The organism is Emticicia sp. SJ17W-69 (genome assembly GCF_051209875.1).
Classification (GTDB): domain Bacteria; phylum Bacteroidota; class Bacteroidia; order Cytophagales; family Spirosomataceae; genus Emticicia.
The window spans coordinates 1,461,697-1,485,846 of sequence record NZ_JBNTQY010000001.1; the positions used below are offsets into that span (position 1 = coordinate 1,461,697).

24 protein-coding genes are annotated in these 24,150 nt (G+C 34.6%); 7 read left to right on the forward strand and 17 right to left on the reverse strand.

The features are described 5' to 3' along the window. Nucleotides 1–136: 136 nt before the first annotated feature. Together ACQUQZ_RS05980 and ACQUQZ_RS05985 are read right to left on the reverse strand one after the other, a co-directional pair. Nucleotides 137–1,384, reverse strand: a complete 1,248-nt coding sequence (locus ACQUQZ_RS05980; protein WP_435353878.1) for an MFS transporter — start codon at nucleotides 1,382–1,384, stop codon at nucleotides 137–139. Nucleotides 1,385–1,622: 238 nt separating this feature from the next. Beyond that, nucleotides 1,623–2,039, reverse strand: a complete 417-nt coding sequence (locus ACQUQZ_RS05985; RefSeq protein WP_435353879.1) for a winged helix-turn-helix transcriptional regulator — start codon at nucleotides 2,037–2,039, stop codon at nucleotides 1,623–1,625. Nucleotides 2,040–2,141: 102 nt separating this feature from the next. Between ACQUQZ_RS05985 and ACQUQZ_RS05990 the strand changes: the two genes are divergently transcribed. Beyond that, nucleotides 2,142–2,948 carry an SDR family NAD(P)-dependent oxidoreductase gene (locus ACQUQZ_RS05990; protein ID WP_435353880.1) on the forward strand — a complete coding sequence of 269 codons (807 nt, stop codon included), beginning with the start codon at nucleotides 2,142–2,144 and terminating at the stop codon, nucleotides 2,946–2,948. A gap of 4 nt (nucleotides 2,949–2,952) precedes the next feature. Continuing rightward, a complete protein-coding gene (locus ACQUQZ_RS05995) occupies nucleotides 2,953–3,954 on the forward strand; it encodes an NADP-dependent oxidoreductase (protein ID WP_435353881.1) in 1,002 nt (333 codons plus the stop codon). Nucleotides 3,955–4,044: 90 nt separating this feature from the next. Here the strand turns inward: ACQUQZ_RS05995 and dnaJ are convergent, their stop codons facing one another. Next, nucleotides 4,045–5,208 (reverse strand): molecular chaperone DnaJ, encoded by a 1,164-nt coding sequence (gene dnaJ, locus ACQUQZ_RS06000; protein ID WP_435353882.1) that lies wholly within the window; start codon nucleotides 5,206–5,208, stop codon nucleotides 4,045–4,047. Between the two features lie 81 nt (nucleotides 5,209–5,289). Next, on the reverse strand, nucleotides 5,290–5,835 hold the full coding sequence (locus ACQUQZ_RS06005) for a nucleotide exchange factor GrpE (RefSeq protein ID WP_435353883.1): 546 nt from the start codon (nucleotides 5,833–5,835) through the stop codon (nucleotides 5,290–5,292). A 161-nt stretch (nucleotides 5,836–5,996) separates the two neighbouring features. Between ACQUQZ_RS06005 and ACQUQZ_RS06010 the strand changes: the two genes are divergently transcribed. Further along, entirely contained in the window at nucleotides 5,997–6,383 is a 387-nt protein-coding gene (locus ACQUQZ_RS06010) for a RidA family protein (RefSeq protein ID WP_435353884.1), read from the forward strand. A 157-nt stretch (nucleotides 6,384–6,540) separates the two neighbouring features. Here the strand turns inward: ACQUQZ_RS06010 and ACQUQZ_RS06015 are convergent, their stop codons facing one another. The 4 genes from ACQUQZ_RS06015 to ACQUQZ_RS06030 form a co-directional block, all read right to left on the reverse strand. After that, entirely contained in the window at nucleotides 6,541–7,191 is a 651-nt protein-coding gene (locus ACQUQZ_RS06015; RefSeq protein WP_435353885.1) for a response regulator, read from the reverse strand. Nucleotides 7,192–7,305: 114 nt separating this feature from the next. After that, nucleotides 7,306–8,109 carry a sensor histidine kinase gene (locus tag ACQUQZ_RS06020; protein WP_435353886.1) on the reverse strand — a complete coding sequence of 268 codons (804 nt, stop codon included), beginning with the start codon at nucleotides 8,107–8,109 and terminating at the stop codon, nucleotides 7,306–7,308. Nucleotides 8,110–8,816: 707 nt separating this feature from the next. Then, complete coding sequence (locus ACQUQZ_RS06025; protein WP_435353887.1) at nucleotides 8,817–9,227, reverse strand: hypothetical protein; 411 nt, start codon at nucleotides 9,225–9,227, stop codon at nucleotides 8,817–8,819. Between the two features lie 328 nt (nucleotides 9,228–9,555). After that, entirely contained in the window at nucleotides 9,556–9,750 is a 195-nt protein-coding gene (locus tag ACQUQZ_RS06030) for a cold-shock protein (protein WP_435353888.1), read from the reverse strand. Between the two features lie 201 nt (nucleotides 9,751–9,951). Here ACQUQZ_RS06030 and ACQUQZ_RS06035 point away from each other — a divergent pair, with 201 nt between their 5' ends. After that, nucleotides 9,952–10,182 carry a PspC domain-containing protein gene (locus tag ACQUQZ_RS06035; protein WP_435353889.1) on the forward strand — a complete coding sequence of 77 codons (231 nt, stop codon included), beginning with the start codon at nucleotides 9,952–9,954 and terminating at the stop codon, nucleotides 10,180–10,182. Between the two features lie 106 nt (nucleotides 10,183–10,288). Here the strand turns inward: ACQUQZ_RS06035 and ACQUQZ_RS06040 are convergent, their stop codons facing one another. Beyond that, the gene (locus ACQUQZ_RS06040) at nucleotides 10,289–12,892 is read right to left on the reverse strand and encodes a DNA gyrase/topoisomerase IV subunit A (RefSeq protein WP_435353890.1); all 2,604 of its coding nucleotides are present in this window, start codon (nucleotides 12,890–12,892) and stop codon (nucleotides 10,289–10,291) included. A gap of 192 nt (nucleotides 12,893–13,084) precedes the next feature. Between ACQUQZ_RS06040 and ACQUQZ_RS06045 the strand changes: the two genes are divergently transcribed. Continuing rightward, nucleotides 13,085–15,439 (forward strand): TonB-dependent siderophore receptor, encoded by a 2,355-nt coding sequence (locus ACQUQZ_RS06045; protein ID WP_435353891.1) that lies wholly within the window; start codon nucleotides 13,085–13,087, stop codon nucleotides 15,437–15,439. 5 nt (nucleotides 15,440–15,444) lie between these two features. Then, nucleotides 15,445–15,993, forward strand: coding sequence for a PepSY-associated TM helix domain-containing protein (locus ACQUQZ_RS06050; RefSeq protein WP_435353892.1), 549 nt, complete (start codon nucleotides 15,445–15,447; stop codon nucleotides 15,991–15,993). 58 nt (nucleotides 15,994–16,051) lie between these two features. Here ACQUQZ_RS06050 and ACQUQZ_RS06055 read toward each other — a convergent pair whose 3' ends face one another. From ACQUQZ_RS06055 to ACQUQZ_RS06075, 5 genes are all read right to left on the reverse strand, one after another. Continuing rightward, nucleotides 16,052–16,756: a superoxide dismutase gene (locus ACQUQZ_RS06055; RefSeq protein ID WP_435353893.1), complete on the reverse strand. Its 705-nt coding sequence runs from the start codon at nucleotides 16,754–16,756 to the stop codon at nucleotides 16,052–16,054. A gap of 119 nt (nucleotides 16,757–16,875) precedes the next feature. Next, complete coding sequence (locus ACQUQZ_RS06060) at nucleotides 16,876–17,529, reverse strand: phosphoribosylanthranilate isomerase (RefSeq protein ID WP_435353894.1); 654 nt, start codon at nucleotides 17,527–17,529, stop codon at nucleotides 16,876–16,878. A 31-nt stretch (nucleotides 17,530–17,560) separates the two neighbouring features. Next, nucleotides 17,561–18,166, reverse strand: a complete 606-nt coding sequence (gene recR, locus ACQUQZ_RS06065; protein WP_435353896.1) for a recombination mediator RecR — start codon at nucleotides 18,164–18,166, stop codon at nucleotides 17,561–17,563. Nucleotides 18,167–18,253: 87 nt separating this feature from the next. Then, nucleotides 18,254–18,607 carry a four helix bundle protein gene (locus ACQUQZ_RS06070; RefSeq protein ID WP_435353897.1) on the reverse strand — a complete coding sequence of 118 codons (354 nt, stop codon included), beginning with the start codon at nucleotides 18,605–18,607 and terminating at the stop codon, nucleotides 18,254–18,256. A gap of 70 nt (nucleotides 18,608–18,677) precedes the next feature. Continuing rightward, the gene (locus tag ACQUQZ_RS06075) at nucleotides 18,678–18,971 is read right to left on the reverse strand and encodes an ATP-dependent Clp protease adaptor ClpS (protein WP_435353898.1); all 294 of its coding nucleotides are present in this window, start codon (nucleotides 18,969–18,971) and stop codon (nucleotides 18,678–18,680) included. A 202-nt stretch (nucleotides 18,972–19,173) separates the two neighbouring features. On the opposite strand from ACQUQZ_RS06075, the gene ACQUQZ_RS06080 reads away from it, so the two are divergent. Then, nucleotides 19,174–20,613 (forward strand): sodium:solute symporter, encoded by a 1,440-nt coding sequence (locus ACQUQZ_RS06080; protein WP_435353900.1) that lies wholly within the window; start codon nucleotides 19,174–19,176, stop codon nucleotides 20,611–20,613. Nucleotides 20,614–20,712: 99 nt separating this feature from the next. Here ACQUQZ_RS06080 and ACQUQZ_RS06085 read toward each other — a convergent pair whose 3' ends face one another. The 3 genes from ACQUQZ_RS06085 to ACQUQZ_RS06095 all read right to left on the reverse strand — a co-directional run bounded on the left by ACQUQZ_RS06085 (nucleotide 20,713) and on the right by ACQUQZ_RS06095 (nucleotide 24,126). Further along, on the reverse strand, nucleotides 20,713–21,969 hold the full coding sequence (locus tag ACQUQZ_RS06085; RefSeq protein ID WP_435353902.1) for a nucleoside permease: 1,257 nt from the start codon (nucleotides 21,967–21,969) through the stop codon (nucleotides 20,713–20,715). Between the two features lie 100 nt (nucleotides 21,970–22,069). After that, nucleotides 22,070–22,909: a transglutaminase family protein gene (locus tag ACQUQZ_RS06090; RefSeq protein ID WP_435353903.1), complete on the reverse strand. Its 840-nt coding sequence runs from the start codon at nucleotides 22,907–22,909 to the stop codon at nucleotides 22,070–22,072. Between the two features lie 74 nt (nucleotides 22,910–22,983). Further along, entirely contained in the window at nucleotides 22,984–24,126 is a 1,143-nt protein-coding gene (locus ACQUQZ_RS06095) for an efflux RND transporter periplasmic adaptor subunit (RefSeq protein WP_435353904.1), read from the reverse strand. Nucleotides 24,127–24,150: the final 24 nt, after the last annotated feature.

Here is a 24,150-nt window from a genome sequence, read left to right on the forward strand (position 1 = left end):
CAAAATTAGGGAATTTGAGGGATAAAATGGTAAAAAAGAAACTTAAATAATCTTAAAATAAAGAAAATTCATATCAAAGAAAACCTCAATGAACACAAAAAATCATGAAAGCCTTCGATTTTGGCAGGAAAAATGTTTATGATTTCTCTTTTTTCATGAATTTCCAAATTCCAAAAATCAATAATAAACCAAAAATTAGATAAAGAAGGGATGTGGTGCTGATAGAGGCACTCATACCGTATTTTGTACTGGCATAAGCAATCGCAATAGGAGCAATGCCTCCACCAAACCAACCAATTGAATTCATAAAACCAACGGCAGTCGCTCTATTTTTGGGTTTTACAACATCGTGCAGTGAAGCCCAAATATTGGCATCATAAAGTCCTTTGAAATAACCAAAACCGATGAGAGCCACAATTAAAATAGGTATAGAGAGTGTCCAGCCAGCTAAAAATATGAATGGTACACCCATTATCAGACCAATGCTTTGAGCCATCATTCTACCACCCTTATAGCTTTTTACTAATTTATCTGCTAAAAATCCACCTGAAATAACACCCAAAACAGAAGCCATTTGTAGATAAAAAGTAGCATTTAAACCTGCCATCGAAAGGCTCATATTAAACTTGTTATAAAGGAATGAAGGCATCCAAGTTAAGAAAATACTTGCCACAAAGTTTGCTCCAACAAATACTGCTACCAATATCCAAACCATCGGTTTGCTGAAAACTTGTTTGATAGTATCCAAAATATTGCCTTGTTTTAAGTCAAGTAATACGTGCGAACCATCTTCAATTTCAGCATCAACTTCAGCTTGCCCACGCACAGGTTCTTTCAAAAAACCAAGTAAGACAACACCCAATAAAACACCAAGTCCACCGAAAAGGTAAAAACTTGTGTGCCAGCCATAGTATTGTCCCATAAATCCAGCTACTGTTCCCCCAGCAATTGTGCCTGCATATACACTTGATTGATGAAATGACATGGCTTTTGAGCGAGTTTCTTTGCTATGATAATCACTCAGAAGCGACATGGATGCTGGGAAGTAAAAAGCTTCACCAAAACCTTCTAATGCACGACAAATTACTAAATGAATATAGTCAGTAGAAAGTGCTGTTCCGATAGTAACCAATGACCAAAAAATGAGACCACCAATGATAAGCGTTTTGCGTTGAAATCTATCACCTACAATCCCTGCAATCGCACCAAATCCTGCATAAACCCACATGAAAGCAGCACCCACAATGCCCAGTTGAACATCGCTTAAACCCATTTCTTGCTTTAAAAGAGGGAATACCGAGAAAATAGCTTGACGGTCGGCATAGTTAAAAAAACAGACAAACCACAGCATGAAAACTACCCACCATTTGTAATTTTTGTTCATTTGATTTCTGTTAATTTCTGCAAAATACTTTGAAATATTTTATAGTGAAACTTTTTGTATTTTTTTCGACAAAAAAATATACTATTTTCTATATAACTGAGATTATGACATTTCAGGCTATTGCTTTTTGAAACTATTCGACAAAATAGAAATAAAACAGTATGCTATTTGACATATTGTTATTCCATCAAGCCCTACTATTGATAATATGTTTGGTGCATTTAATTAATATTTTCTTCTATCTTATGCTACTTTTCAACTCTTTTGTCATTAAATTAATAAATCCTTCCTTGTCTTTTTTAGTCTCTTTGATTATTGGTTTAATCTCTTCAGGAATTGTTGAGTATTTATCTGCCCAAAGATGAATTTCAATCAAAATTGGCAATAAATCAATTCCTTTTTCAGTAAGTCTATACAAAACTTTTGCCTTACTTTCAGGGTGAGCTAATTTTTGAATTAACCCATTCTCTTCCAAAGTTTGCAACCTCGAAGCTAAGATATTGGTAGCAATTTTCTCAGCCGATTTGAGGAAATCGCCATAAGTACACTCCTTTTTAAACATCAAGTCTCTGATTATCAGCAATGACCATTTGTCGCCCCAAATATCAAGAGAGCAACTAATTGGACAGTCTGACCTTTTTTTTGTAGAATCCATAAAAATAATTTTTAAATACCACTTGCATTTTGAAAGTTGTTTGTATATTTGCACTTGCAATTTGCAAGTAAAATTACACATTAGTATTTAAAACAAAAAGAAATGAAACAAAATATTTTAATTACAGGTGCATCATCGGGCTTTGGTCTTTTGATTGCCAATAAGCTACACGAAAGTGGTTACAACGTAATTGGGACAAGTCGTAATCCTGAAAAACATCAAAACCTCGTACCCTTCAAATTATTGGCTTTAGATATTGCTGATGATAATTCTATTAAGTCTTTTACCAAAGAACTTTTTAGTGAAATCAAGCAATTAGATGTGTTGATAAACAATGCAGGTTTTTATTTATCTGGTTTGGCAGAAGAAACTTCAATCGAGTTAGGACGACAACAATTTGAAACGAATTTTTGGGGGACGATTAAACTTACAAATGAACTTTTACCCAATTTTAGAAAGCAACGATTTGGCAAAATACTAACCGTTGGGTCTATTATGGGTTTACTCAATTTTCCAAGTGCTGCCTACTACGGTGCTTCCAAACACGCATTGGAAGGGTATTTTAAGTCATTGAGATTTGAGTTAAATGAATTTAATATCAAAGTTGCAATGGTTGAGCCAATGGGTTTCAAAACCAATATTATAAGTAGTTCAGTTGCTGCCGATGGTAAAATAAATGATTACGATACTTATCGCAACAAAATCGGAAAATTCTCAAAAGATTTATTTACTAATGCTCCCGAACCTACACCTGTCATAAATACCCTAATAAAATTGATAGAAGATAAAAATCCAACGTTTAATCATCCTGTTGGTAAAGGTGCATCGGTCTTTCTTGCTATTCAACTTTTTGCCTACAAAACATTTGAAAAATCAATTTTAAAAAATATCAATAAATTTAAAATGTAGAAAAATGAAAGCATTTGTTCTTAATCGCTACGGCAAAAACGAAAAATTAAAATTTATTGATATTGCCGAACCTGATATAAACGAAAATGAAGTATTAGTACAAGTACATTCAGCGGGTGTCAATTTGTTAGATTCAAAAATAAAAGATGGTGAATTCAAACTTTTATTGCCATATAAACCTCCTTTCATTTTAGGACACGATGTGGCAGGGGTAGTTGTAAAAATTGGTTCAAAAGTTTCTAAATATAAGGTCGGCGATGAGGTTTATTCACGACCTGCTGACTATCATATTGGTACATTTGCTGAGTATATTGCTATCACTGAAAATGATTTAGCTTTTAAACCAAAAAATCTGACAATGGATGAAGCTGCCTCGATTCCATTAGTAGGTTTGACGGCTTGGCAGGCACTTGTTGAAAAAGCGAAGTTAAAAAAAGGACAAAAAGTATTTATACAAGCTGGTTCGGGTGGCGTAGGTACATTTGCTATTCAGTTGGCTAAACATTTGGGAGCTACTGTAGCTACAACAACAAGCTCGGTCAATAAAGATTTAGTTAAAAGTCTTGGTGCCGATATTGTGATTGATTATAAAACAGAAGATTTTGAAACGATACTTAAAGATTACGACGTAGTGTTGAATAGTCAAGATGCAAAAACACTTGAAAAATCGTTGAAAATATTAAAATCTGCTGGAAAAGTAATTTCAATTTCGGGCCCACCTGATGTTGAATTTGCAAATGAAGTCGGTTTGTCTTGGTTGGTTAAAATGATAATGCGTTTATTGAGTTTTAGTATTAAGAAAAAAGCAAGAAGATTGCAGGTGAACTTTTCTTTTCTTTTTATGAAAGCACAAGGAGAACAATTAAGCCAAATTACAAAACTAATAGAGTCGGGTGTTATAAAACCTGTGATGGATAAAGTATTTCCATTTGAGCAAACTAACGAAGCGATGTCTTACGTAGAAGCAGGTCGTGCCAAAGGAAAAGTGGTTGTCAAAGTGAAATAGATTGTTAGACAACATATAGTTACGAAATAAAAACAGGCATGAGATTTTGATTTTCTCATGCCTGTTTAACTATCAAAAAAATATCACTTATCAATGAAAGAAATCTTTCATTTTATCAAAGATACTTCTTTCGTTTTTGTCAGTTTTTGGTTGGAAGTTTGGCAATGTTCTCATTTTTTCAAGCATGGCTCTCTCTTCCGAATTAATCGAAGTAGGAGTGTAGAGACTTACATGAACCAATTGGTCGCCTACGCCATAGCTGTTGAGTTCTTTCAACCCTTTGCCTTTTAAACGTAAAATCTCACCTGATTGCGTACCTGCCTTTATTACAATTTTTACTTTTCCACCAACTGTAGGTATTTCTACATCTTTACCTAATGCTGCATCAGCAAAATTTAAACGTAAATCATAGACAATATTACTGCCATCACGTTTAAGCTCTGGGTGTTCTTCTTCTTCAATAACAATCAATAAATCTCCTGCAATACCCCCACGAGTAGGAACATTTCCTTTGCCTGTCATGGATAATTGCATACCTTCACCCACACCTGCTGGAATTTTGATACTCAATAAGTCTTCATTCAATTGACGACCTTCACCAAAACATACATCACAACGCTCAGTTACCACTTTTCCTTCGCCTTGACAAGTAGGACAAGGGCTGGTCGAAACCATTTGCCCGAGCATGGTATTTACAACTTTACGTACTTGACCCTGACCATTACAAGTGGTACAAGTTTTGAGTGAAGTACCATGTTTTGAGCCATTTCCTGTACAAGCATTACATGAAACGTAGCGTTTTACTTTTATTTTTTTCTCAACACCGTTGGCAATTTCTTCTAAGTCGAGTTTGAGTTTTATTCTCAAATCCGAACCTTTTCTCATGGCTTGTCCACCACGACGGCCACCACCTCCTCCACCGCCAAAGAAACTACCAAATGGACTATCATTACCAAAAATATCTCCAAATTGACTGAAAATATCTTCCATATTGACACCTTGCCCACCACCAAAACCACTGGCACCACCTACACCTTGATGCCCGAATTGGTCATAGCGTTGACGTTTTTCGGAGTCGGATAATACACCATAAGCTTCAGCAATTTCTTTAAATTTTTCCTCGGCAACTTTATCACCAGGGTTTTTGTCAGGGTGGTATTGAATCGCCAATTTTCGGTAGGCTTTTTTCAAATCATCTTCCGAAGCGTTTTTAGCAACGCCCAATAATTCGTAATAATCTTTCTTTTGTGCCATTTTTCTTGAATTACGAATTACGAATGACGAAAGACGAATGTTATTTATTCGTAATTCGTCATTCGTAATTCTTCATTATATTTAGCTTCCAACCACAACTTTTGCGTAGCGGATAACTTTTTCGTTTAAGAAATAACCTTTTTCTACCTCATCAATAACCTTGCCTTTTTTATCTTCACCAGCGGCAAACTGAGTAATACATTCGTGCAAATCAGCGTCGAAATCTTGGTCTTTTACATCCATTGTTTTCAAGCCTTTGCTTGCCAAAGTTTTTTGTAATTTGTGAAATATAAGAGCAATCCCTTCTTTCAACGGCTCTACTTCTGTTACAGTTTCAAAAGATTTATTAGCACGCTCAAAATCATCAATCACAGGAATAAGATCTTTAATTAAGCCTTCTGAAGCGTTTTGAATCATTTCAATCTTTTCTTTGGCTGTGCGACGACGGAAGTTTTCAAAATCAGCATATAAGCGTAAATATTTATCCTTTGCTTCTGCAAGTTGGTCTTCCAGTACCGAGCCATTTTCTTCCACTACCTCGTTTTCTAATTCTAACACATCTCCATTATCTGTCAACTCTTCATTATTATTAGTTGTCTGTGCCTGTTCTTCTATATTATCTGCCATTTTGTAATCAGGTTTATTTTTTGCAAATTTCGACAATTATTTTGCCAATAGGAAATTTCCTGACAAGATGGCAGAAAATTGTTGATTTAGAACATTTTTCTAATAAAATGTCTGAATGTAAGTATTAGATTTTAAGTTGATTTAAAAAAAACAAAAAAATAATGGAAAGAGTAAATATCTCGACTGGAGCTAAATGGGAAGACATCGTGGGTTATTCACGTGCGGTAAAAATTGGAAATATTATAGAAGTAACTGGTACAGTTGCAACTGATGGCAGTGGTGAAATTGTTGGAAAAAATGATGTTTATATCCAAACAAAATTTATCATTATAAAAGTAGAAAAAGTATTGGAGCAATTAGGTGCTAAATTGAGTGATGTGATTCGTACTCGAATTTTCACCACAGATATTTCTAAATGGGAAGAAATAGGTAAAGCTCACGGAGAATTTTTTGGACAAATCAAGCCATGTACAACGATGGTAGAAGTAAGTGCTTTGATTGGTAAAGATTATTTGGTTGAAATTGAGTTTTCGGCAGTTGTTGGGTAGGAATTAGGTTTTAGGAATTAGGTGTTTGGGTTTAGGGATTAGGTGTTAGGTTTTGGGATGTAATCGTAAGTTTTTCAGATAAGCATATAAATTCAGTGAAGTATAATGCTAACGATTTGTAATTGAAACACAAAATCTAAATCCTAACACCTAATTCCTAACAAAGATTATTTCTAATTGCAAATGCCACCAAACCTGCGGTGTTTTTTAAACCAAGTTTTTCCATCATACGTAGGCGATGCCCTTCAACTGTGCGTGGACTGAGAGCAACAATATCGCCTATTTCGGCAGTTGTTAAGCCTTCACAAATGTATTTCAATACTTGTAGCTCACGCTCCGAAAGGTCAGTTTTATAATTGAAGATTTTGTTTTCCTGCTGCGTTTTTCGGTTCATTTTACGAAGCATTATTTTGCTCACAAAATCACTAAAATAAATATCAGTTTCATATACTTTTCTGATTGCCTTTTCTACTTCTTCAGGGTCGGTGTCTTTCAGTAAATAACCATTTGCTCCAATTTCCATTAAATGCAATACAAATTGGTCTTCGTCGTGCATGGAAAGTATTAAAACTTTTGTTTCAGGGTATTTGGCACGAACAATTTCAGTCGTTTTGATACCATCAAGTACAGGCATTTGTAAATCCATTAATACCACATCAATGGCTTGAGTAGGTAATTTATCTAAAAACTCTTGCCCGTTCGTGGCTTCCATCACGACCTCAAAGTCAATCACTTGTTGCAGAATAGAAATCATTCCTTTCCGAAATAAACTGTGATCATCAACGACTGCTATTTGAATTTTTGACATAATCTTTTTAAGTTCTAAGTTTTGAGTTCTGAATTCTGAATTGACAAATCTCTTTGTCAAGTTCTGAGAATAAATCGCAAATAAAGCGACACTCAGAACTCAAGACTCAGCATTCTATAAAGGGATTTCTACGACTGTAGTTGTACCTTGACCAATGACTGACTTCATATCTAATTTGCCATTGATTACACTCAAACGGCTTTCGACATTTCGTATTCCTAAACCTGATTTTGGGTCTTTACGAACTTTTTCGAGGTCGAATCCTCTGCCATTATCGGTAAAGGTAAATATTATTTTTTTTTGTTCGGATGCCAATTTCAAAGTAATTTGTTCAGCTTCGGCGTGTTTGAGAGCATTGTTGACTAATTCTTGGGCAATGCGGTAAATAGTTAATTCTATTCTTTTATCAAACCGTTGATTGGCTTCAATACCTTCATGACTAAAGACAAATAAAACCCCTGATGCTAAATGAATTTTTTGAATAAATTCATCAATGGCCCACATTAGACCAAATTCTTCGAGTGTGCTTGGCACTAATTCTTTTGAGATACGACGCACATGCCCGATTGATTCATCTAATAGTTCTTTTGTTTGTTTGCCCAATGTCGTCAGATCGGATGTATTGTCAATTTTGCGTAGCAATTGATTAAAACTCATTTTGGTAGCCGAAAGCATCGCTCCAACTTCATCGTGGAGGTCTTTGGCAATACGTACACGCTCAACTTCTTGTACTTCTAAGGCTGATTCCAAGAGTTGGCGTTGCATTTCATCTTTAAGTTCTTGAATTTGCTTTTGTTGTTGGAGGTCTCTTCTAAGTTGTTTTTGTTGATAATAAGCCACAAAAACTATCAATACTACACCCATCAAAAGTAACAGGCAGGTTCCTATTATAATTAGCGTATATTGATTTTCGACCATAATTAAAGACAGATAGAAACAATCAGTAATAAAATGGAAAGTTACGGCTTTTCATATTTACTTACAAAAAATGACACCCCTAATAGCAATCTAAATATAATATTAATGATTGATACAAGTGTGTAAAATTGAATAAATAGCTCATCGGGGGCATTGATTGAGAAAATTTGTTTACCAAATAAAAAAATCAATAAACTACCCGTTGAATAAATGATTAGTCCGGCACAAAGCCAAAATGGAGAATGAATAAGAATATTTTTTACCGAGGTTTCGGCGAGTAGTGTATCAAAATAAGTAAAAACAAGTACCAGATACGCAAGCCTGTTGATTGTATAAGGGAAGTAGGAAAATTCGACAAAATCGAATTTCCAAATTCCTATGATAATACAAACAAAAAATAATAGGGTAGTAAAGATGCGTTTAATTTTTGTCGTATTTAATTGAAAAAACACATAGCAAATAACAGAAATCTCTAAGAGTTCTGAGAAATTAAAATTAAATATATTGCTTTTTCGGTTTAAATTCAGCCATAGGGAATCCAAATCCAAAAGAAAATAAACTACTAAATAATACAATAGTATTTTATTTTCTTTTGATAAGTATTTATAACGAAAAAAGCCAATAGCAATGGGTATAACTGTAGCAAATACCGATGCCATAAGAATCGGATATTTGAGCGTTTGGCTTATAAATCTATCCCACATATATTAAGCACAGGTTTTAGGGCAAGGCAAGCCACCTCCAGCACCGTCGCCATTTGGTTCATCTTTTAAGCCAGATTCGTCAAACCCAATATCTTTTCCATTCTCATCTACTGGTACTAAAAATAAACGTGGACGTAATTTACCACCTGCTTTAACGATATTCCCATCGGCATCTTCGAAAGCATGGCCATAATAAATTCTAATTCCTACTACTTCTTTTCCACCTTTATCAGCGAGTAACTTATTAATAACATTTTTTCCGAAAAGCTCGGCTCTTCTAATATCGCCATCGTCTTCGATGAATACTTCTGAAGAAGCTTTTTTAGCTTTGACATGAGCGATCAGGTTTTTAACATGACCTTGAATAGCTGACATACGGAAAAATGAACCAGCGTTGAGGAGTCTTTCTTTCATGGTTGGAGGTGTGTTTGTTTTTTTGAATATTGAGAATATTTTTTTCAGTAGTTCGACAATCTTTTTCATTCTAAAATCAAGTTTGATAAAGAAAATCAAAAATATAAATAAATTATACTATTACAAAATTATGGAATATAATCAATTGTTTGTAAATAGTTTATAATCAAGAGTTTACGAATATTTTGGTATTACTAATGCGTAAAAACCCCTAATGAATATCGTAAATATACGTAGGCTTTTTCGTACCAAAATGATACAAAAAACCTCGTCAAAGAGAACTTTAACGAGGATTGTGGCACTGAAATCAATCTTAAACAGAAAAAAACTATATTTTTTTCACGTTGACTGCATTCAAACCTTTGCGACCTTCAACAACATCGTATTGAATGTGGTCGTTTTCACGAATTTTTGTGCCGTTAAGACCTGTCACGTGAACGAAGATTTCTTGCCCTGAAACGTCATCAACGACAAAACCAAAGCCTTTAGTCTCGTTGAAGAATTTTACTACGCCTGTTTGCATTACAATAAAATAAATTAAAAAAGTAAATAAATGATTGGCAATTTACGGATTTTTCAAGACAATGCAAGTTTTTAGAAAAAAGATATTTGTACAAAACGCATATTTATTTGTATTAAATCATACTTCTTTTTGTTATTTTATTGTTAATGGCTTGACAAAACTATTTTTTTTATTACTTTCGTATTCAAAATTCAACAGACAATGCTAAAAACAGGAAAGTTAAGATACTTGGTCGAGAACCAGCTTTTTGGAGTTTGTTCTAAACTTGGTGAAAAGTTAAACTTTTCAGCAGGAAGCATTAGGATATATTTTATCTATGCTTCTTTTTTTACGTTTGGCTCTCCAATTATTATTTATTTAGTTTTAGCTTTTTGGATGGAAGTCCGAAAACACCTACGCCGACACCAAAATCCAACTGTTTGGGAGTTTTAAAATTTCGATGTTCGATATTAGAGGTTAGATGTTCGATTTTTCTTACATCCATTCTTTGTTGTACCTTACCAAACCTCTAACATCGAATTTCGAACATCAATAACCCTTAAAACAAAGCCAATTGCTTGTCATCTTCTTGATTATCAAGATTTTCATTATCAGGCAACTGTTCACTGTTCACTGATAGCGGTACGCTGCCCGACTGCTCACTGATAACTTCCTCAGCCTTTGGCTCAAGTATTTTTACCTCTACGATTTCGTAAGTATTAATTTTTTGCCCAATGGCTTTCCAACCACGCACTTCTACGAATTCATCTACATTAATTGTTTGTTTCTCAATCGTAGCTTTTTTATCTGCTTTTGTCTTGATTTCTATTCTTGGATATTTGTCTAAACTTACTGCTAATAGACGTGAGTTTTTGGTATCAGAAATGAACAAAAACTTCTTATCCATCGTAGTGGTTTCTATCTTGAAACGTTTGATATAATAGATTTTATGTTCACCCTCATAATGTAAGCAAGAAATAGGTCTTTCAGGCTCAAATTTAACTACTTTTAGAATATCTTTCTGTTCATAGCGATTGGTGAGTTCAAAGTTTGTAAACTCATATTGTCCGTCTTTATAGATGACCAATATTTTATCTTCTGAACCAAAATTGCCCAAATACTGCCCATGTTCATCACGATTGAGTTTGCCAATAACCGCATCAAACCAAATGTCAACTCCACCAAGTGTTGATTTACCAGCAGATTTTAATACAACTTTCCTGATAGGAAACTTGGTCAAAACGTTGCCCATAGAACTTCTGTTTTTGATAGCAAGTGTCGAGAAATCCCAATCGAATTGTTTCTTTTTGGCAGTTGAATTGGCTGTCAAATTAACCAAAATGCTTTCAGCTTCACCGTTGTCGTTGGCAGTAAAATACAATACTTTCGATTTTGGATTTCCCATCGTAATATCGTATTCTTTGTCACGAGTGATACCCGTTACGAAGAAACGTTTGGCATAAGAAGTTCCAGATTTTCCATCAAGATAAACGGCATTATAAATCTTTCGTTCATCATTTTTTCTGAAAACCGAACAATAAATAATATCTTTGCCTACAAAACCTTTTTCTTGGATTTTTGTGATGACATATTTACCATCTCGTTTGAAAGCAATGATTTCATCAATATCAGAGCAATCCATAATGTACTCATCCTTTTTCAAGCCATAACCAATAAAACCACCTTCACGATCAACATATAATTTTTGATTATTGGCTGCAACAACAGTTGCTTGTACTGCTCCAAAGTGTCGAATTTCAGTTTTTCTTTCACGCCCTTTACCGTATTTTTTGAGTAATTCTTTGTAAAAAGCAATGGTATAACGAACAATATTAGCTAAATTATCTTCGACTTCTGCCAATTCATCAAGCAAACGTTTCATTAATTCGTCGGCTTTGAATGAATCATATTTTGAAATACGTTTGATACGAATTTCTAATAATCTTAGTAAATCATCTTCGATAATTTCTCTATAAAAATCTTTTTTGAAAGGCTCTAAACCTTTGTCAACGGTTTGAATAACCGCCTCAAAAGTTGTACATTCTTCAATGTCTCGATAGATTTTATTTTCGATGAAAATCTTTTCTAATGAACTATAAAGCAACTTTTCTTTCAATTCGTGTCTTCTAATTTCAAGCTCACGTTGCAATAAATGTTGGGTTTGCTCAGTACATTTTTTTAGAATATCACTGACAGTAACAAAGTGAGGTTTATTATCAATGATAATACATGCATTAGGCGAAATAGAGTTTTCACACTCTGTAAAAGCATAGAGTGCATCAATCGTAATATCAGGTGAGGTATTAGGAGCTAAATGGATGATGATGGAAACATCTTTAGCCGTATTATCTTCTACTTTTTTGATTTTGATTTTTCCTGCATCATTTGCTTTGATGATCGAATCAATCAAAGTTGCAGTAGTTGTGCTGAATGGAATCTCTTGAATTTCGAGTGTTTTTTTGTCGAGTTCAGCGATTTTTGCACGGACTTTTATTTTTCCACCTCTTGCACCATCATTATAGGTAGCCACATCAACCATACCACCAGTCAAGAAATCTGGAAAAAGTTGAAAAGGCTCTTTTTTCAAACAAGCAATCGAAGCTTCACAAAGTTCTACAAAATTATGCGGCATTACTTTGGTTGAAAGTCCAACCGCAATCCCTTCTACGCCTTGAGCTAAAAGTAAAGGAAATTTGGAAGGCAAATTGACAGGTTCACGCTTGCGACCGTCATAAGACATTTGCCATTCGGTGGTGTCTTCATTAAAAAGGACATCGTTGGCAAATTTTGATAAACGCACTTCGATATAACGAGGAGCCGCCGCACCATCACCAGTACGCACATCTCCCCAGTTTCCTTGTGTATCAAGCAAGAGGTTTTTTTGCCCCATCGAAACAATGGCATCTCCAATGGAAGCATCCCCATGTGGGTGGAACTGCATACTTGAACCGATAACATTGGCAACTTTATTGAATCGCCCATCATCCATCTCTTTGAGTGCGTGCATAATACGGCGTTGCACAGGTTTAAGTCCATCTTCGATGGCAGGAACAGCACGCTCAAGAATTACATAAGAGGCATAATCGAGAAACCAATTCTCGAACATATCATCAATTACCTCTTTTTGTTGTAGAGGGTCATATTTTGGGGTTTCTTCACTCATATTATTCAGTTAGCGAAAGCATTATTCTAAGGCAAATATAGTAAAAAATAGCATTATTTTATGAAAATCTACGACTCAGGAAATCTTATTTAAAATTAGTCTAAATAAATTTTGCATTTTCAAAATCCAAAATTACCTTTGTGTCGTTATTTATAATAAGTCTAAATAAAAACAATAAACAAGTTAATATATATGAAAAATTTACTTTTTATAGTGTTCATGTTAATAAGTGGCATGGTTTTCAGTCAAAATGGAAAACTGAAAGGGTATGTAACTAATGGGGAAGGCAAACCTGCTGAATTTGTTTCGATTCAATTAAAAGAACTCCGTAAAGGTGCTACAACAGATGAAAAGGGCGAGTTTGCAATTGATAATATCAAACCTAATACTTATACTTTAGTGGCTTCATTTGTAGGTTTTAAGACTTTAGAAAGAAAGATTAAAATTGAAGCAGATAAAACGACTGGTATCAATTTAGAGCTTTTTGAAAACAGTGAATTACTAAAAGAAATCATAGTAAAAGGGTATGTGAATGCCAATGAAAAAGTAGTTTCGGTAGGAAAAATTGCGATCAAACCTATGGATTTGCCACAAAGTGTTGCCGTTGTAGATAGACAAATACTTGATAATCAGCAAGCTAAAAGCATGAGTGATGTATTGGTTAATACTAATGGCGTTTATATCATGGGTACAACGGGCGGTTATCAAGAAGAAATTGCTGGACGTGGTTTTTCATTTGGTAGCTCCAATACTTTCAAAAATGGCGTACGATATTTTAATGGAATGATTACTGATTTGAGTAATGTTGAAAAAGTTGAAGTGATGAAGGGGAGTTCGGCTATATTATTTGGAAATGTGGCTGCTGGCGGCATTATTAACTTGGTTACAAAAAAACCAAGATTCGATTTTGGTGGAGAAATAAGCATGAGAGCGGGTAGTTTTGGTTTGTTGAAGCCAACAATTGATATTTATGGTGGTATTGGGAAAAATCAAAAACTTGCGTACCGCTTAAATTCATCCTATGAAAAAGCTAATAGTTTCCGTCAAGGAGTTAGTTCAGAGCGTTTTTATATCAACCCTTCGCTTTTGATTAAGTTAGGTAAAAAAACTGATATTTTACTTGAAGCTGATTATTCAAATGATGAGCGTACGCCAGATTTTGGTGCAGGAATTATCAATTATGAAGTTGTTACACTTCCACGTGAGCGTTTCTTGGGTGTAGCTTGGAGTAATTATACAGCTAAACAGCTTTCAACAACCGCTACAATTACACACAACTTTTCTGAAAATTGGAAGTTAAACTTTACAGGAGCTTACCGAAATTATGAAACAGATTTATTTGCCAATACTCGCCCGAATACAGGAACATTGATCACAAAAGAGGGCATGTGGATTCGTAATATTCAAAGAAGTCAAGTAGCTGAAGATTATTATTTAGCACAACTCGACTTGACAGGAAAGTTTAATACTGGAAAAATTAGCCATCAATTACTTTTCGGAATGGATACTGACCAATTTGAGACAAGAACGACTGCATATAATCAATTAGCTCGCTACGATACTGTTAATATCTTTGGCACAAAAAACTATAAAATAAGAACAGATATTCCTACTTTGAGTGTGGCTACATTGACCACTTCACCTGTCAATCGAGTAGGAGTTTATGTGCAAGATTTGATTAGTTTGACCAAAAACATTAAGTTTTTAGCAGGCGTAAGATATAGTTATCAGCAAACAGGAAGTGAGGTTTATACGTTTGCATCTAAACTTACCACCAATAGCGTATATTTTGATGGAGCATTTTCGCCACGTTTAGGATTGGTTATTCAGCCAAATAAAAATATATCATTGTTTGGAAGTTATTCAAACTCATTTACGCTAAATACAGGTGTTGATGTAGATGGGAATGCTTTAAAACCTTCATTAATTGACCAATTTGAAATTGGAATTAAAAATCAATTGATAGATAATAAATTATCATTGAATCTGACTGCCTATCAAATAATCAATAGTAATTTGGCACAAATTTCTTTGGCAAATGGGAATACAAATGCCAATATCAAAGAATTGGTGGGCGAAGTTACAAGCAAAGGCGTTGAATTGGATTTTGTAGCTCGTCCAGTTAAAAGCCTTTCAGTAATTGCAGGATATAGTTATAACGAAACAAGATACACAAAATCAAATACTTTTGTGGAAGGTAGTTTATTGAGATATAATCCAAATCATACTGCCAATTTAAGTGTTAATTATAATTTTTCACAAGGGAAATTGCAAGGCTTAAATATCGGTTTGACAAGTTTGTACTTTGGCGACCGTCAGGCTGGGCGTAGTACTCGTGTACAGGTAGTAAATGATAATTTTAAATTGGTGTTGATTCCTGCATACACCCAAATTGATGCTACTGCAGGCTATACTTACAAAAACATTTCACTTCGTGCAAAAGTAGGCAATATCTTCAATGTTTATAGTTATAATGTACACGACGATAATAGTGTAAATCCGATTGCTCCACGTAACTTTTCTACTACTTTATCATTTAAGTTCTAATTTTTATGAAATTTGACACACGAAGCCTGCACCGAGATTTGGGTTATTTTTTTATTGGATTGATTATCTCTTTTTCTCTTTCAGGGATTCTACAAAATCATCGTCAGACTTGGCATCCTGAAAAATACACGGTAGAAACAAAGCCAATAAGCTTACAATTACCTCAAGATGAAAAAGAGATTACAGAAGATTTTGCGAAGGAATTGACTAATCAATTTGGTTTTAAAGATAAATTTCGCAGACATTCCATCAAGAAAGGAGAATTGAAAATTTCTTATGAGAAACATGATGTAGAAATTGACATCAAATTAGGAAAAGGAGAAATCATCGAATTCAAGAAAACGCCTTTTATTAGTCAGATGAATCAATTACACAAAGACACATCAGTTTGGTGGATTTATTATTCTGACGTATTTGCTTTAGGATTGATATTTATTGCCGTCACGGGAGCAATGATGTTTCCAAGAGGAAAGTTTAGCTTTAAATCAAGAGGTTGGAAATTGGCAGTTGCTGGCATTGTTTTTCCATTGATTTTCTTGTTTTTGATTGCTTAGAAATGTTTTAAAACCTGCAAGGTCTCCCAAAAGACCTTACAGGTTTTATTGCTACAAATTATTTTGTTGCTGCTTCAAAATTCTCACTAACTTTTTTCCAGTTAACAACATTCCAAAAAGCAGTTACATAATCGGCACGTTTGTTTTGGTATTTTAGATAGTAAGCATGTTCCCACACATCAAGAGCTAAAATTGGCGTTCCTTTGTCAGTTGCTACATCCATCAATGGATTATCTTGATTGGCAGTTGAAACAATCTTTAATTTTTTATCAGGAGTTACTATCAACCAAGCCCAACCAGAGCCAAAACGAGTGGTTGCTGCTTTGGCAAACTCTTCTTTTAACTTATCAAAACCACCAAAAGTCGCTGTGATGGCATCCGCCAATTTGCCTGAAGGCATTCCACCAGCATTTGGTGCCATGATTTGCCAGAAAAATGTATGATTCCAGTGTCCACCACCATTATTTCTTACTGCCACAGGATATTTGCTAATATCTTTCAACAATTGGTCAATTGACAATTTCTCCATGTCAGTTCCTGCAATGGCTTTGTTGAGGTTATCAACGTAGGCCTTGTGGTGACGGTCATGATGAATTTCCATGGTCAATTTGTCAATATGCGGTTCAAGTGCATCATTGGCATAGGGTAGAGGAGCGAGCGTAAACATCCCGTCAAAAATGGGAGCTTTGCTGGCAAATGTATCGCCTAATTTAAAAGCGAAAGTACTTCCTATAAAGGCTTTGATAAAATCTTTTCTGTTCATTTTTTTATGAGATATAATGGATTTCTAAAGTTCACAAATCTACTATTTTAAACGAATCAATCGGTATAAATTTGACTTTATTATGCTATTTTAAATGAAATTTAATCTTTTAATTTTTCCTAAACCCGATTAACCTCATTAAAAAATGCTTCTAATTTGTAAGGGTCTAATTTACCATTAGTGCGAACACTGCTACATAAGTCTAAACCATAAGGTTGTACGGCATCAATGGCTGCTCTTACATTTTCAGCTTTTAGTCCACCTGCTAAGAAAACAGGTACTTTCGATTGCTCTACAATTTTACGACTAATGGCCCAATTATGTACTCTCCCTGTGCCACCCAGTTCTTTTACTTCTAAATTTGGATTGCCCGAATCAAGCAAAAGTGCATCAACTTTCTCAGAAATTTCAAGGGCTTCATCTAATGTTTTTTCATCAATAACATGAATCACTTGTACGATTTTAATGGCAGGAATTGCTATTTTGAAATCTTCATAACTTCCTGATTTTAAGGCATCTACAATCTGAATGACATTTGAATGAACCATCTTTTGATGCTTAATTATCTCTTGGCTATCCGTACGACTTGTCAACAAAAACGAAGCAATAGGTGGTGGAATTGTGCGTACAATCTCATTAATCAATTCATCTGATATAGGCCCTGGCCCACTTGGCATTTTAGCAACCAAACCCAATGCCGATGCTCCGTAGCTAATCGCTTGTTTGGCTTCTAAAGGTGAACTAATACAACAGATTTTTACACGAGGTATCATGTTTTTATGTCTTAAAATTTCATACAATTAACTATTCATAAGCAATCCTACTTAAAATACTGCGTCCAAGGGTTACTTCATCAGTATATTCTAAATCTCCCCCGATAGGAATTCCACGAGCGATGGTACTAATTTTTTTATTAAAAGGTTTTAATTTTTTTTGTAGATAAAAAGCAGTTGTATCGCCTTCCATTGTTGGGCTAAGTGCCAAGATAACCTCTTGAATATCAGTATCTTGTTCTACTCTTTTGATCAAAGATTCGATATTCAAATCATTGGGGCCAATGCCAGCCAATGGCGAAATAATTCCACCTAAAATATGGTAAAGTCCACGGTACTGAGCAGTATTTTCGATGGCGAGTACATCACGGGTATCTTCTACAATACAAAGTATAGATGGATCTCGACGAGGTGAAGTGCAAATCAGGCAGAGTTCGGCATCTGAAATATTATGACATTTTCTGCAAAATGTTGTTTTTGTTCGCATCGCTATGAGAGCATCAGCCAATGATTGTGTTTGGGCTTCTTCTCTTTTGAGTAAATGCAGAGCCAACCTCAAAGCTGATTTTTTGCCAATTCCAGGAAGCTTGGAAATCTCGATAACAGCTTCTTCTATTAATTTTGAGGGGAAGTTCATTTATTAATAAGTCAACTGTCCACCGTCCACGGTCAACAGAAAATAGGTTTAGAATTAGTTTTGTAGATAAATTTGTTTCTTAGCTAATCAGTTTAAATTCTTTTTTAGTGCTTGAATCATTCTTACTATTTCTTCAACTTTATCATAAATAGTTTTAAAAGCTTCTTCATTTATAAGGTTCCTCCGTCGTGCTATATAAAGGCAGGAAACTACCTCTATTGCTGAACGTATGGCATAAGAAAGAAACTTTTTAAATTCAGGATTAGTTTGTCCAGTCGAGCCTTCTGCAATGTTTAATGAAATAGAATCGGCAGCTCTTTTAATTTGAGAAGTTAATATAAAAAGTTCATCTTTTGGAAACGTAAGTGTTAATTCATGAACAATACCAGTCAAATCAATCGCTTTTTGCCAAACTAATAATTGCTCAAATTTGAAAGCCATTTGTACTTGTCTTTTGCAATATCAACTTTTTAAACTCTTTACTATTGACTTACGGACTATCGTCCATCGTCTATTTAAGCATTATCTCCGCTGAAATCTCCCGACGACAAATTTCATTTCGTAAACCAGCCAATTCTTCAAAATCACCTGATTTTACGCCACATTTACCTTTATAATGAATAATTAAAGTACATTGTTCGGCTTGTTCGGGAGAATGATGACATACATCAATCAAAGTTTCAATTACATGGTCGAAAGTATTGATGTCGTCATTAAAAACGACTAACTCCCATAATTTTATATTAGCGATGTCTTCAATCGCTTCATCAATGACTTCAATTTCAGGACTTGGTAACGTTGTCATTTGTCTATATTTTTGCACGAAAAATGTTTGATTAATATTTGTAAAATATTGATATTCAGTTATTTGTTTGATTCAATTATCAAGAAGTATTTTTCCGAACCTCTATTTTTTATGCTAATATAATTCATTCTTGCCAAAGAGTAGTTTTGTTATCGAAAAAAAAGTTTTGATATTTGGACAGGATTTTAAACCTTTAACACTTATGACCTCAACGCTTGCCTTAACAATTCTGGTAATTTACTTTTTAATACTCATTGCAATCTCGCTTTATACAGCTCGTGGAGCTGACACAAACACATTTTTTACTGCAAATCGTCAATCTCCTTGGTATTTAGTTGCTTTTGGTATGATTGGAACATCAATTTCGGGTGTTACGTTCGTTTCTGTACCAGGAGCCGTTGGGAAAATTCAATTTTCTTATTTTCAAGTGGTCTTAGGATATGCCGTTGGTTATTGGGTTATTGCCACGATTTTAATGCCAATGTATTATCGTTTAAACCTGATTTCAATTTATGGCTATCTCGAAAAACGTTTTGGCTTTTGGTCATATAAAACTGGTTCAGCTTTTTTCTTACTCTCACGTACTATTGGTTCGGCAGTGCGAATGTATGTAGCCGTTCAAGTACTTCAATTGGCTATTTTTGATGACCTTGGTGTACCTTTCGAGTTGACTGTACTAATTGCAATGGGTTTAATATTTGTTTACACTTTCAAAGGTGGTGTAAAAACAATTATTATTACTGATACGCTACAAACTTTCTTCTTGCTTACAGCACTTGTACTAACTATCTACTTGATTAGCAAACAGTTAGATTTAGGAATAGGTGATTTATTCACAACAGTAAAAGATAGCCAGTATTCAAAAATCTTTGTTTGGGATTGGGCAAATAAGCACCATTTTGTAAAAGATTTCTTGTCAGGAGCGTTTATTGCTATCGTTATGACAGGACTTGACCAAGATTTAATGCAGAAAAATTTGACTTGTAAAAGTATTGGTGAAGCACAAAAAAATATGTTTTGGTTTTATATGGTGTTAGTTTTTGTCAATTTACTTTTCTTGAGTTTAGGTGTACTTTTATATATCTATTCCGAAAAAATGGGCTTACCAATTCCTGTAAAAACGGATGATTTGTACCCTTCGTTAGCTCTTGGGAATCAGTTTGGAACTTTGGCTGCCGTTACGTTTTTATTAGGAATAACAGCAGCAACTTATGCAAGTTCAGACTCTGCTCTGACGGCTCTTACTACTTCTTTTTGTGTAGATTTTTTGAATATTGAGAAATATGAAGAAGCAAAACGCCAAAGTTTAAAGCATTATGTACACATTGGCTTTACAGTAGTTTTTATAATCGTGATTCTTATTTTCCGAGCATTGAATAGTCAGGAAGTGATTTCAGCAGTATTCAATATTGCAGGTTATACCTATGGCCCCTTATTAGGACTTTTTGCTTTTGGATTATACCTCAAACGTCCATTAACCGACAAGTTTGTGCCATTCGTTTGCGTAGCTTCGCCATTTCTAACTTACGCCATTGAAGAGTTTACAAAAGCAACTTTCGATTTTGAATTTGGTTTCTCGAAATTAATGCTCAATGGATTTCTTACTTTTGCTGGCCTTTGGATGCTTTCGAGAAAGGAATAGGGTTTTATTTATACCGTTCACTTCCAATATAAAAATGGAAGTGAACGGTGGATAATTAAGTTAATAATGTTTTGAAATGGTGACTTATAAAACAGCCAATCAATGCTCTTTTATCTCAAAATCCTCTTCATGCTTATGTTTGAAAAGTATCGCAAAAAGTATGGCTACTATAAGTGAATATATTGCGAATGTAAGCCAAATGCCATTCCAAAGTTTTGTGCCATCGGCAAGCGTAAAGTATTTTTGAATGATAAAACCACTTGTCAAACTTCCTGAAACTGCTCCAAAACCATTGACCATCATCATAAATAACCCTTGTGCTGATGAGCGAATTTTGGCATCTGTATAAGTTTCTACAAACAACGAACCTGAGATATTGAAAAAATCAAAAGCCATTCCATAAACAATACACGACAAGATAATCATCCAAAGACCATCGGCTGGGTTTCCGTAAGCAAAAAGTCCAAAGCGTAATACCCAAGCAATCATGCTGATAAGCATTACTTGTTTAATACCAAATTTCTTTAAGAAAAAAGGAATAGCCAAAATAAATAAAGTCTCTGAAATCTGCGAAATCGACATGATAATGGCAGGAAATTTGACAGCAATGGTGTCTTTATAAGCATCAACGTTGGCAAAATCATGCAAAAATGTATCGCCATAAGCATTTGTGAGCTGTAATGAAGCTCCTAAAAACATTGCAAAAATGAAAAATATAGCAATTTTAGGATCTTTAAAAAGCTTAAAGGCATCTAAACCGAGTAATTGTGCAAAACTTTTATTATCGGTTATGGCTGCCAATGGTGGGCATTTGGGTAAAGTAAGCGAATAAATAGCCAAGATAATGGCAGAAGCAGCAGCAATGTAGAACTGATTAGACGAAGTTTCATTGTGTGTAAGGCTAATCACCCAAAGTGCTACCACAAAACCGACCGTTCCCCATACTCGGATAGGTGGGAAATCTTTCACGAGGTCGCTCGTATTATTATTTTTAAGAATTGTATAAGCGATTGAGTTCGATAAAGCTAATGTTGGCATATAGAAAATTACACAAAGTAAAATTGCCCAAAAGAAATCATGTGGATTATCAACTTGTGGAATATAAATCAAAACCAATGCACCTAAAAAGTGTAAAATAGCATACAATTTTTCGGCGTTGATGTATTTATCAGCAATGATACCCGCAAGAGTTGGCATAAATAAAGACGCAATTCCCATCGTAGAAAAAATAGCACCAAATTCTGCTCCTGACCACCCTTTATTCTGAAACCAGTATGCTCCAATAGTAATGAGCCAACATGCCCAAATGAAAAATTGGAGGAAATTCATTACAATTAATCGGTATTTAATGCTCATATCAGAAGTTTGTCTTGTGGAAATGCCCAGTATTTATTTGCATTCCAGTGTTTAGGGTTATCAATAAATTAAAGATACTCGTTTCAAGCAAAAATAGAAATTATTTTTCAATAATATTGACATAGGCCTCTAATATTGAGCTTGCATTGCCTCTGAAGCCTCCAGTAACAGGGTTTATCAGTTCGGCTTGCGAAGAAGAAGCTAAGTTAATGTATTGCTTATCAACAATTACGCCTGATGTTGGGTCAAAACCACGCCAACCACCACCAGGCAAATAGACCTCGACCCATGCGTGAAGTTCATGGGATTGCAGTGGACTTCCATAACAATAGCCACTTACAAATCGGGCAGCTATTCCGAGTGCTTTACAAGCTGCAATCATCAAAACAGCATAGTCACGGCAAGTGCCATCTTTGCTTAAAAGCGTAGTTTCGGGTGAATTTGCTGGCCCTTCGATGCGTTTTTCATAAGTAAAATTATCTCTGATATACTTAGAAATTTTCACTAAAAAATCAGTTGTTTTCCAATTGGCTTCAGCAGCAATTTGGCGAGAAAACTGATGAATCAGCGTTGTTACACCTTCTTGTGTTAAATAAGGTTGTAGTAAGGAAAGTTCTTTCTCGGGATATTTAAAAGGGAGTTTTTCAGCTTCAAATGGGAAATAGATGAAATGATAAGGGTTGAATTGCTGAGATTCGAGATCAAAATTCGCTTTAATGCTCAGTTCTTGACACGAAGTATCAAAGAAGGCAACAAATTGGGTGTTACCTTCTATGTCAGTATTTTTAAACAAAAGGCTCGGAACAGGCTGAATATCAAGCTGATAACGACTGATCTCTTGGTTGGGAGAGGCCTTCGGCGTTAAATAAATTGTGTGCGGTGTCAGCGAAACAGGGCTTGAATAAGAATACCGCAATGTATGTTCAATACTTAAAATCATAATTATTTTTGTACAACAATTTGGAAAATTGTTCTGTTGCTCTCAATTTGGAAAATTGTTGCACAAAATGCAACTTATTCTTCTGATTTATTCTTCAAACTCATCAATAATGAATAAGCTCCTTTGATAACAAAAGTTTGGTTATTCATATTATCAGTTTTGATAATTTCGGTCAGCCCCTTTTCGGTGTTGCCAATTTCAACTTCAATCATCTCAAATTGTGTGGGTGATTTTTTTGCAAAGACAAAGTGTTTATTTTCAAATCTTACAATAGCATCCTCTGGTAAAACATACGATTTAGCATTTGTAATTTCAATTTCGGCATTCATATAAGTACCAGGAATCAATGCTTTATCATACACTTCAAAATGACAATGCACATCAGTATTACGTTCATCGCTCAAACTTTTTCCGATCAACAAAATCTCACAAGGATATTTTTTATTGGGATAAGTATTGGTATAAGCTGTTACTTTTTGACCAATACTGATTTTGTCTAAATCTTTTTCAAAAACCTTTAAAGCTAAATGAATATCGCTGGTATTGACCAACTCAAACATTACATCGGTAGGGGAGATATATTTACCAATATTAACATTTACTTTGCTCACATAACCATTGATGGGCGAGTAAATATTGATACTTTTAGAAATTGAATTTTCATTGAGTTTTTCTGGATTGATGCCTGCCAATTTAAGTTTTTCTGCCAGAGCCTTTACCAAAATCTTTTGTGTTTTCAACTCCATTTCGGCTTGTTGAAAAACTTTATCACTACTTGCTTTACTTTGGTTGAGCTCTTTTTGGCGTTGATATTCATTTTCGAGAAAACTAATTTTCGATTGTGTTGTCAAGAAATCTTGCTGCATTTGAATGTACTGTTGGTCTTCGATAATGGCAATGCTTTCTCCTTTACGTACAAACATCCCAGGAATCAAGTGTGTAGATTTCAAATAACCACCCATTGGGACACTCACTGAAATGAGGTTTTGTGGTGGAACATCAACTTTACCACTCACTTTCAAAATCGTTGAAAATGTTTTTTGTTCCATTGAAGCAGTGACAATGCCAATGCTTTGCACTTGTTTTTCGCTTAGATTTGCAATGGAGCTTTCGATAGCTGTTGAATCTTTCGCTTCTTCAGTTGCTTTTTGGCTTCCGCAAGAGGATAGAATTAAAATTATGGCTACAATTAGTAGCGTATTAAATGAGTTTTTCATTTTTAATGTATGTTTGTTTTGGAT

Coding starts and splice junctions, on each gene's coding strand:
- ACQUQZ_RS06085 (WP_435353902.1), bottom strand. CDS start 21,969: ATGAGCATTAAATACCGATTAATTGTAATGAATTTCCTCCAATTTTTC.
- ACQUQZ_RS06035 (WP_435353889.1), top strand. CDS start 9,952: ATGCTAAAAACAGGAAAGTTAAGATACTTGGTCGAGAACCAGCTTTTT.
- ACQUQZ_RS06025 (WP_435353887.1), bottom strand. CDS start 9,227: ATGAAAGAAAGACTCCTCAACGCTGGTTCATTTTTCCGTATGTCAGCT.
- ACQUQZ_RS06020 (WP_435353886.1), bottom strand. CDS start 8,109: ATGGTCGAAAATCAATATACGCTAATTATAATAGGAACCTGCCTGTTA.
- ACQUQZ_RS06040 (WP_435353890.1), bottom strand. CDS start 12,892: ATGAGTGAAGAAACCCCAAAATATGACCCTCTACAACAAAAAGAGGTA.
- ACQUQZ_RS05985 (WP_435353879.1), bottom strand. CDS start 2,039: ATGGATTCTACAAAAAAAAGGTCAGACTGTCCAATTAGTTGCTCTCTT.
- ACQUQZ_RS06075 (WP_435353898.1), bottom strand. CDS start 18,971: ATGACAACGTTACCAAGTCCTGAAATTGAAGTCATTGATGAAGCGATT.
- ACQUQZ_RS05995 (WP_435353881.1), top strand. CDS start 2,953: ATGAAAGCATTTGTTCTTAATCGCTACGGCAAAAACGAAAAATTAAAA.
- ACQUQZ_RS05990 (WP_435353880.1), top strand. CDS start 2,142: ATGAAACAAAATATTTTAATTACAGGTGCATCATCGGGCTTTGGTCTT.
- ACQUQZ_RS06090 (WP_435353903.1), bottom strand. CDS start 22,909: ATGATTTTAAGTATTGAACATACATTGCGGTATTCTTATTCAAGCCCT.
- ACQUQZ_RS06010 (WP_435353884.1), top strand. CDS start 5,997: ATGGAAAGAGTAAATATCTCGACTGGAGCTAAATGGGAAGACATCGTG.
- ACQUQZ_RS06070 (WP_435353897.1), bottom strand. CDS start 18,607: ATGGCTTTCAAATTTGAGCAATTATTAGTTTGGCAAAAAGCGATTGAT.
- dnaJ (WP_435353882.1), bottom strand. CDS start 5,208: ATGGCACAAAAGAAAGATTATTACGAATTATTGGGCGTTGCTAAAAAC.
- ACQUQZ_RS06050 (WP_435353892.1), top strand. CDS start 15,445: ATGAAATTTGACACACGAAGCCTGCACCGAGATTTGGGTTATTTTTTT.
- ACQUQZ_RS05980 (WP_435353878.1), bottom strand. CDS start 1,384: ATGAACAAAAATTACAAATGGTGGGTAGTTTTCATGCTGTGGTTTGTC.
- ACQUQZ_RS06080 (WP_435353900.1), top strand. CDS start 19,174: ATGACCTCAACGCTTGCCTTAACAATTCTGGTAATTTACTTTTTAATA.
- ACQUQZ_RS06095 (WP_435353904.1), bottom strand. CDS start 24,126: ATGAAAAACTCATTTAATACGCTACTAATTGTAGCCATAATTTTAATT.
- ACQUQZ_RS06045 (WP_435353891.1), top strand. CDS start 13,085: ATGAAAAATTTACTTTTTATAGTGTTCATGTTAATAAGTGGCATGGTT.
- recR (WP_435353896.1), bottom strand. CDS start 18,166: ATGAACTTCCCCTCAAAATTAATAGAAGAAGCTGTTATCGAGATTTCC.
- ACQUQZ_RS06030 (WP_435353888.1), bottom strand. CDS start 9,750: ATGCAAACAGGCGTAGTAAAATTCTTCAACGAGACTAAAGGCTTTGGT.
- ACQUQZ_RS06060 (WP_435353894.1), bottom strand. CDS start 17,529: ATGATACCTCGTGTAAAAATCTGTTGTATTAGTTCACCTTTAGAAGCC.
- ACQUQZ_RS06005 (WP_435353883.1), bottom strand. CDS start 5,835: ATGGCAGATAATATAGAAGAACAGGCACAGACAACTAATAATAATGAA.
- ACQUQZ_RS06015 (WP_435353885.1), bottom strand. CDS start 7,191: ATGTCAAAAATTCAAATAGCAGTCGTTGATGATCACAGTTTATTTCGG.
- ACQUQZ_RS06055 (WP_435353893.1), bottom strand. CDS start 16,756: ATGAACAGAAAAGATTTTATCAAAGCCTTTATAGGAAGTACTTTCGCT.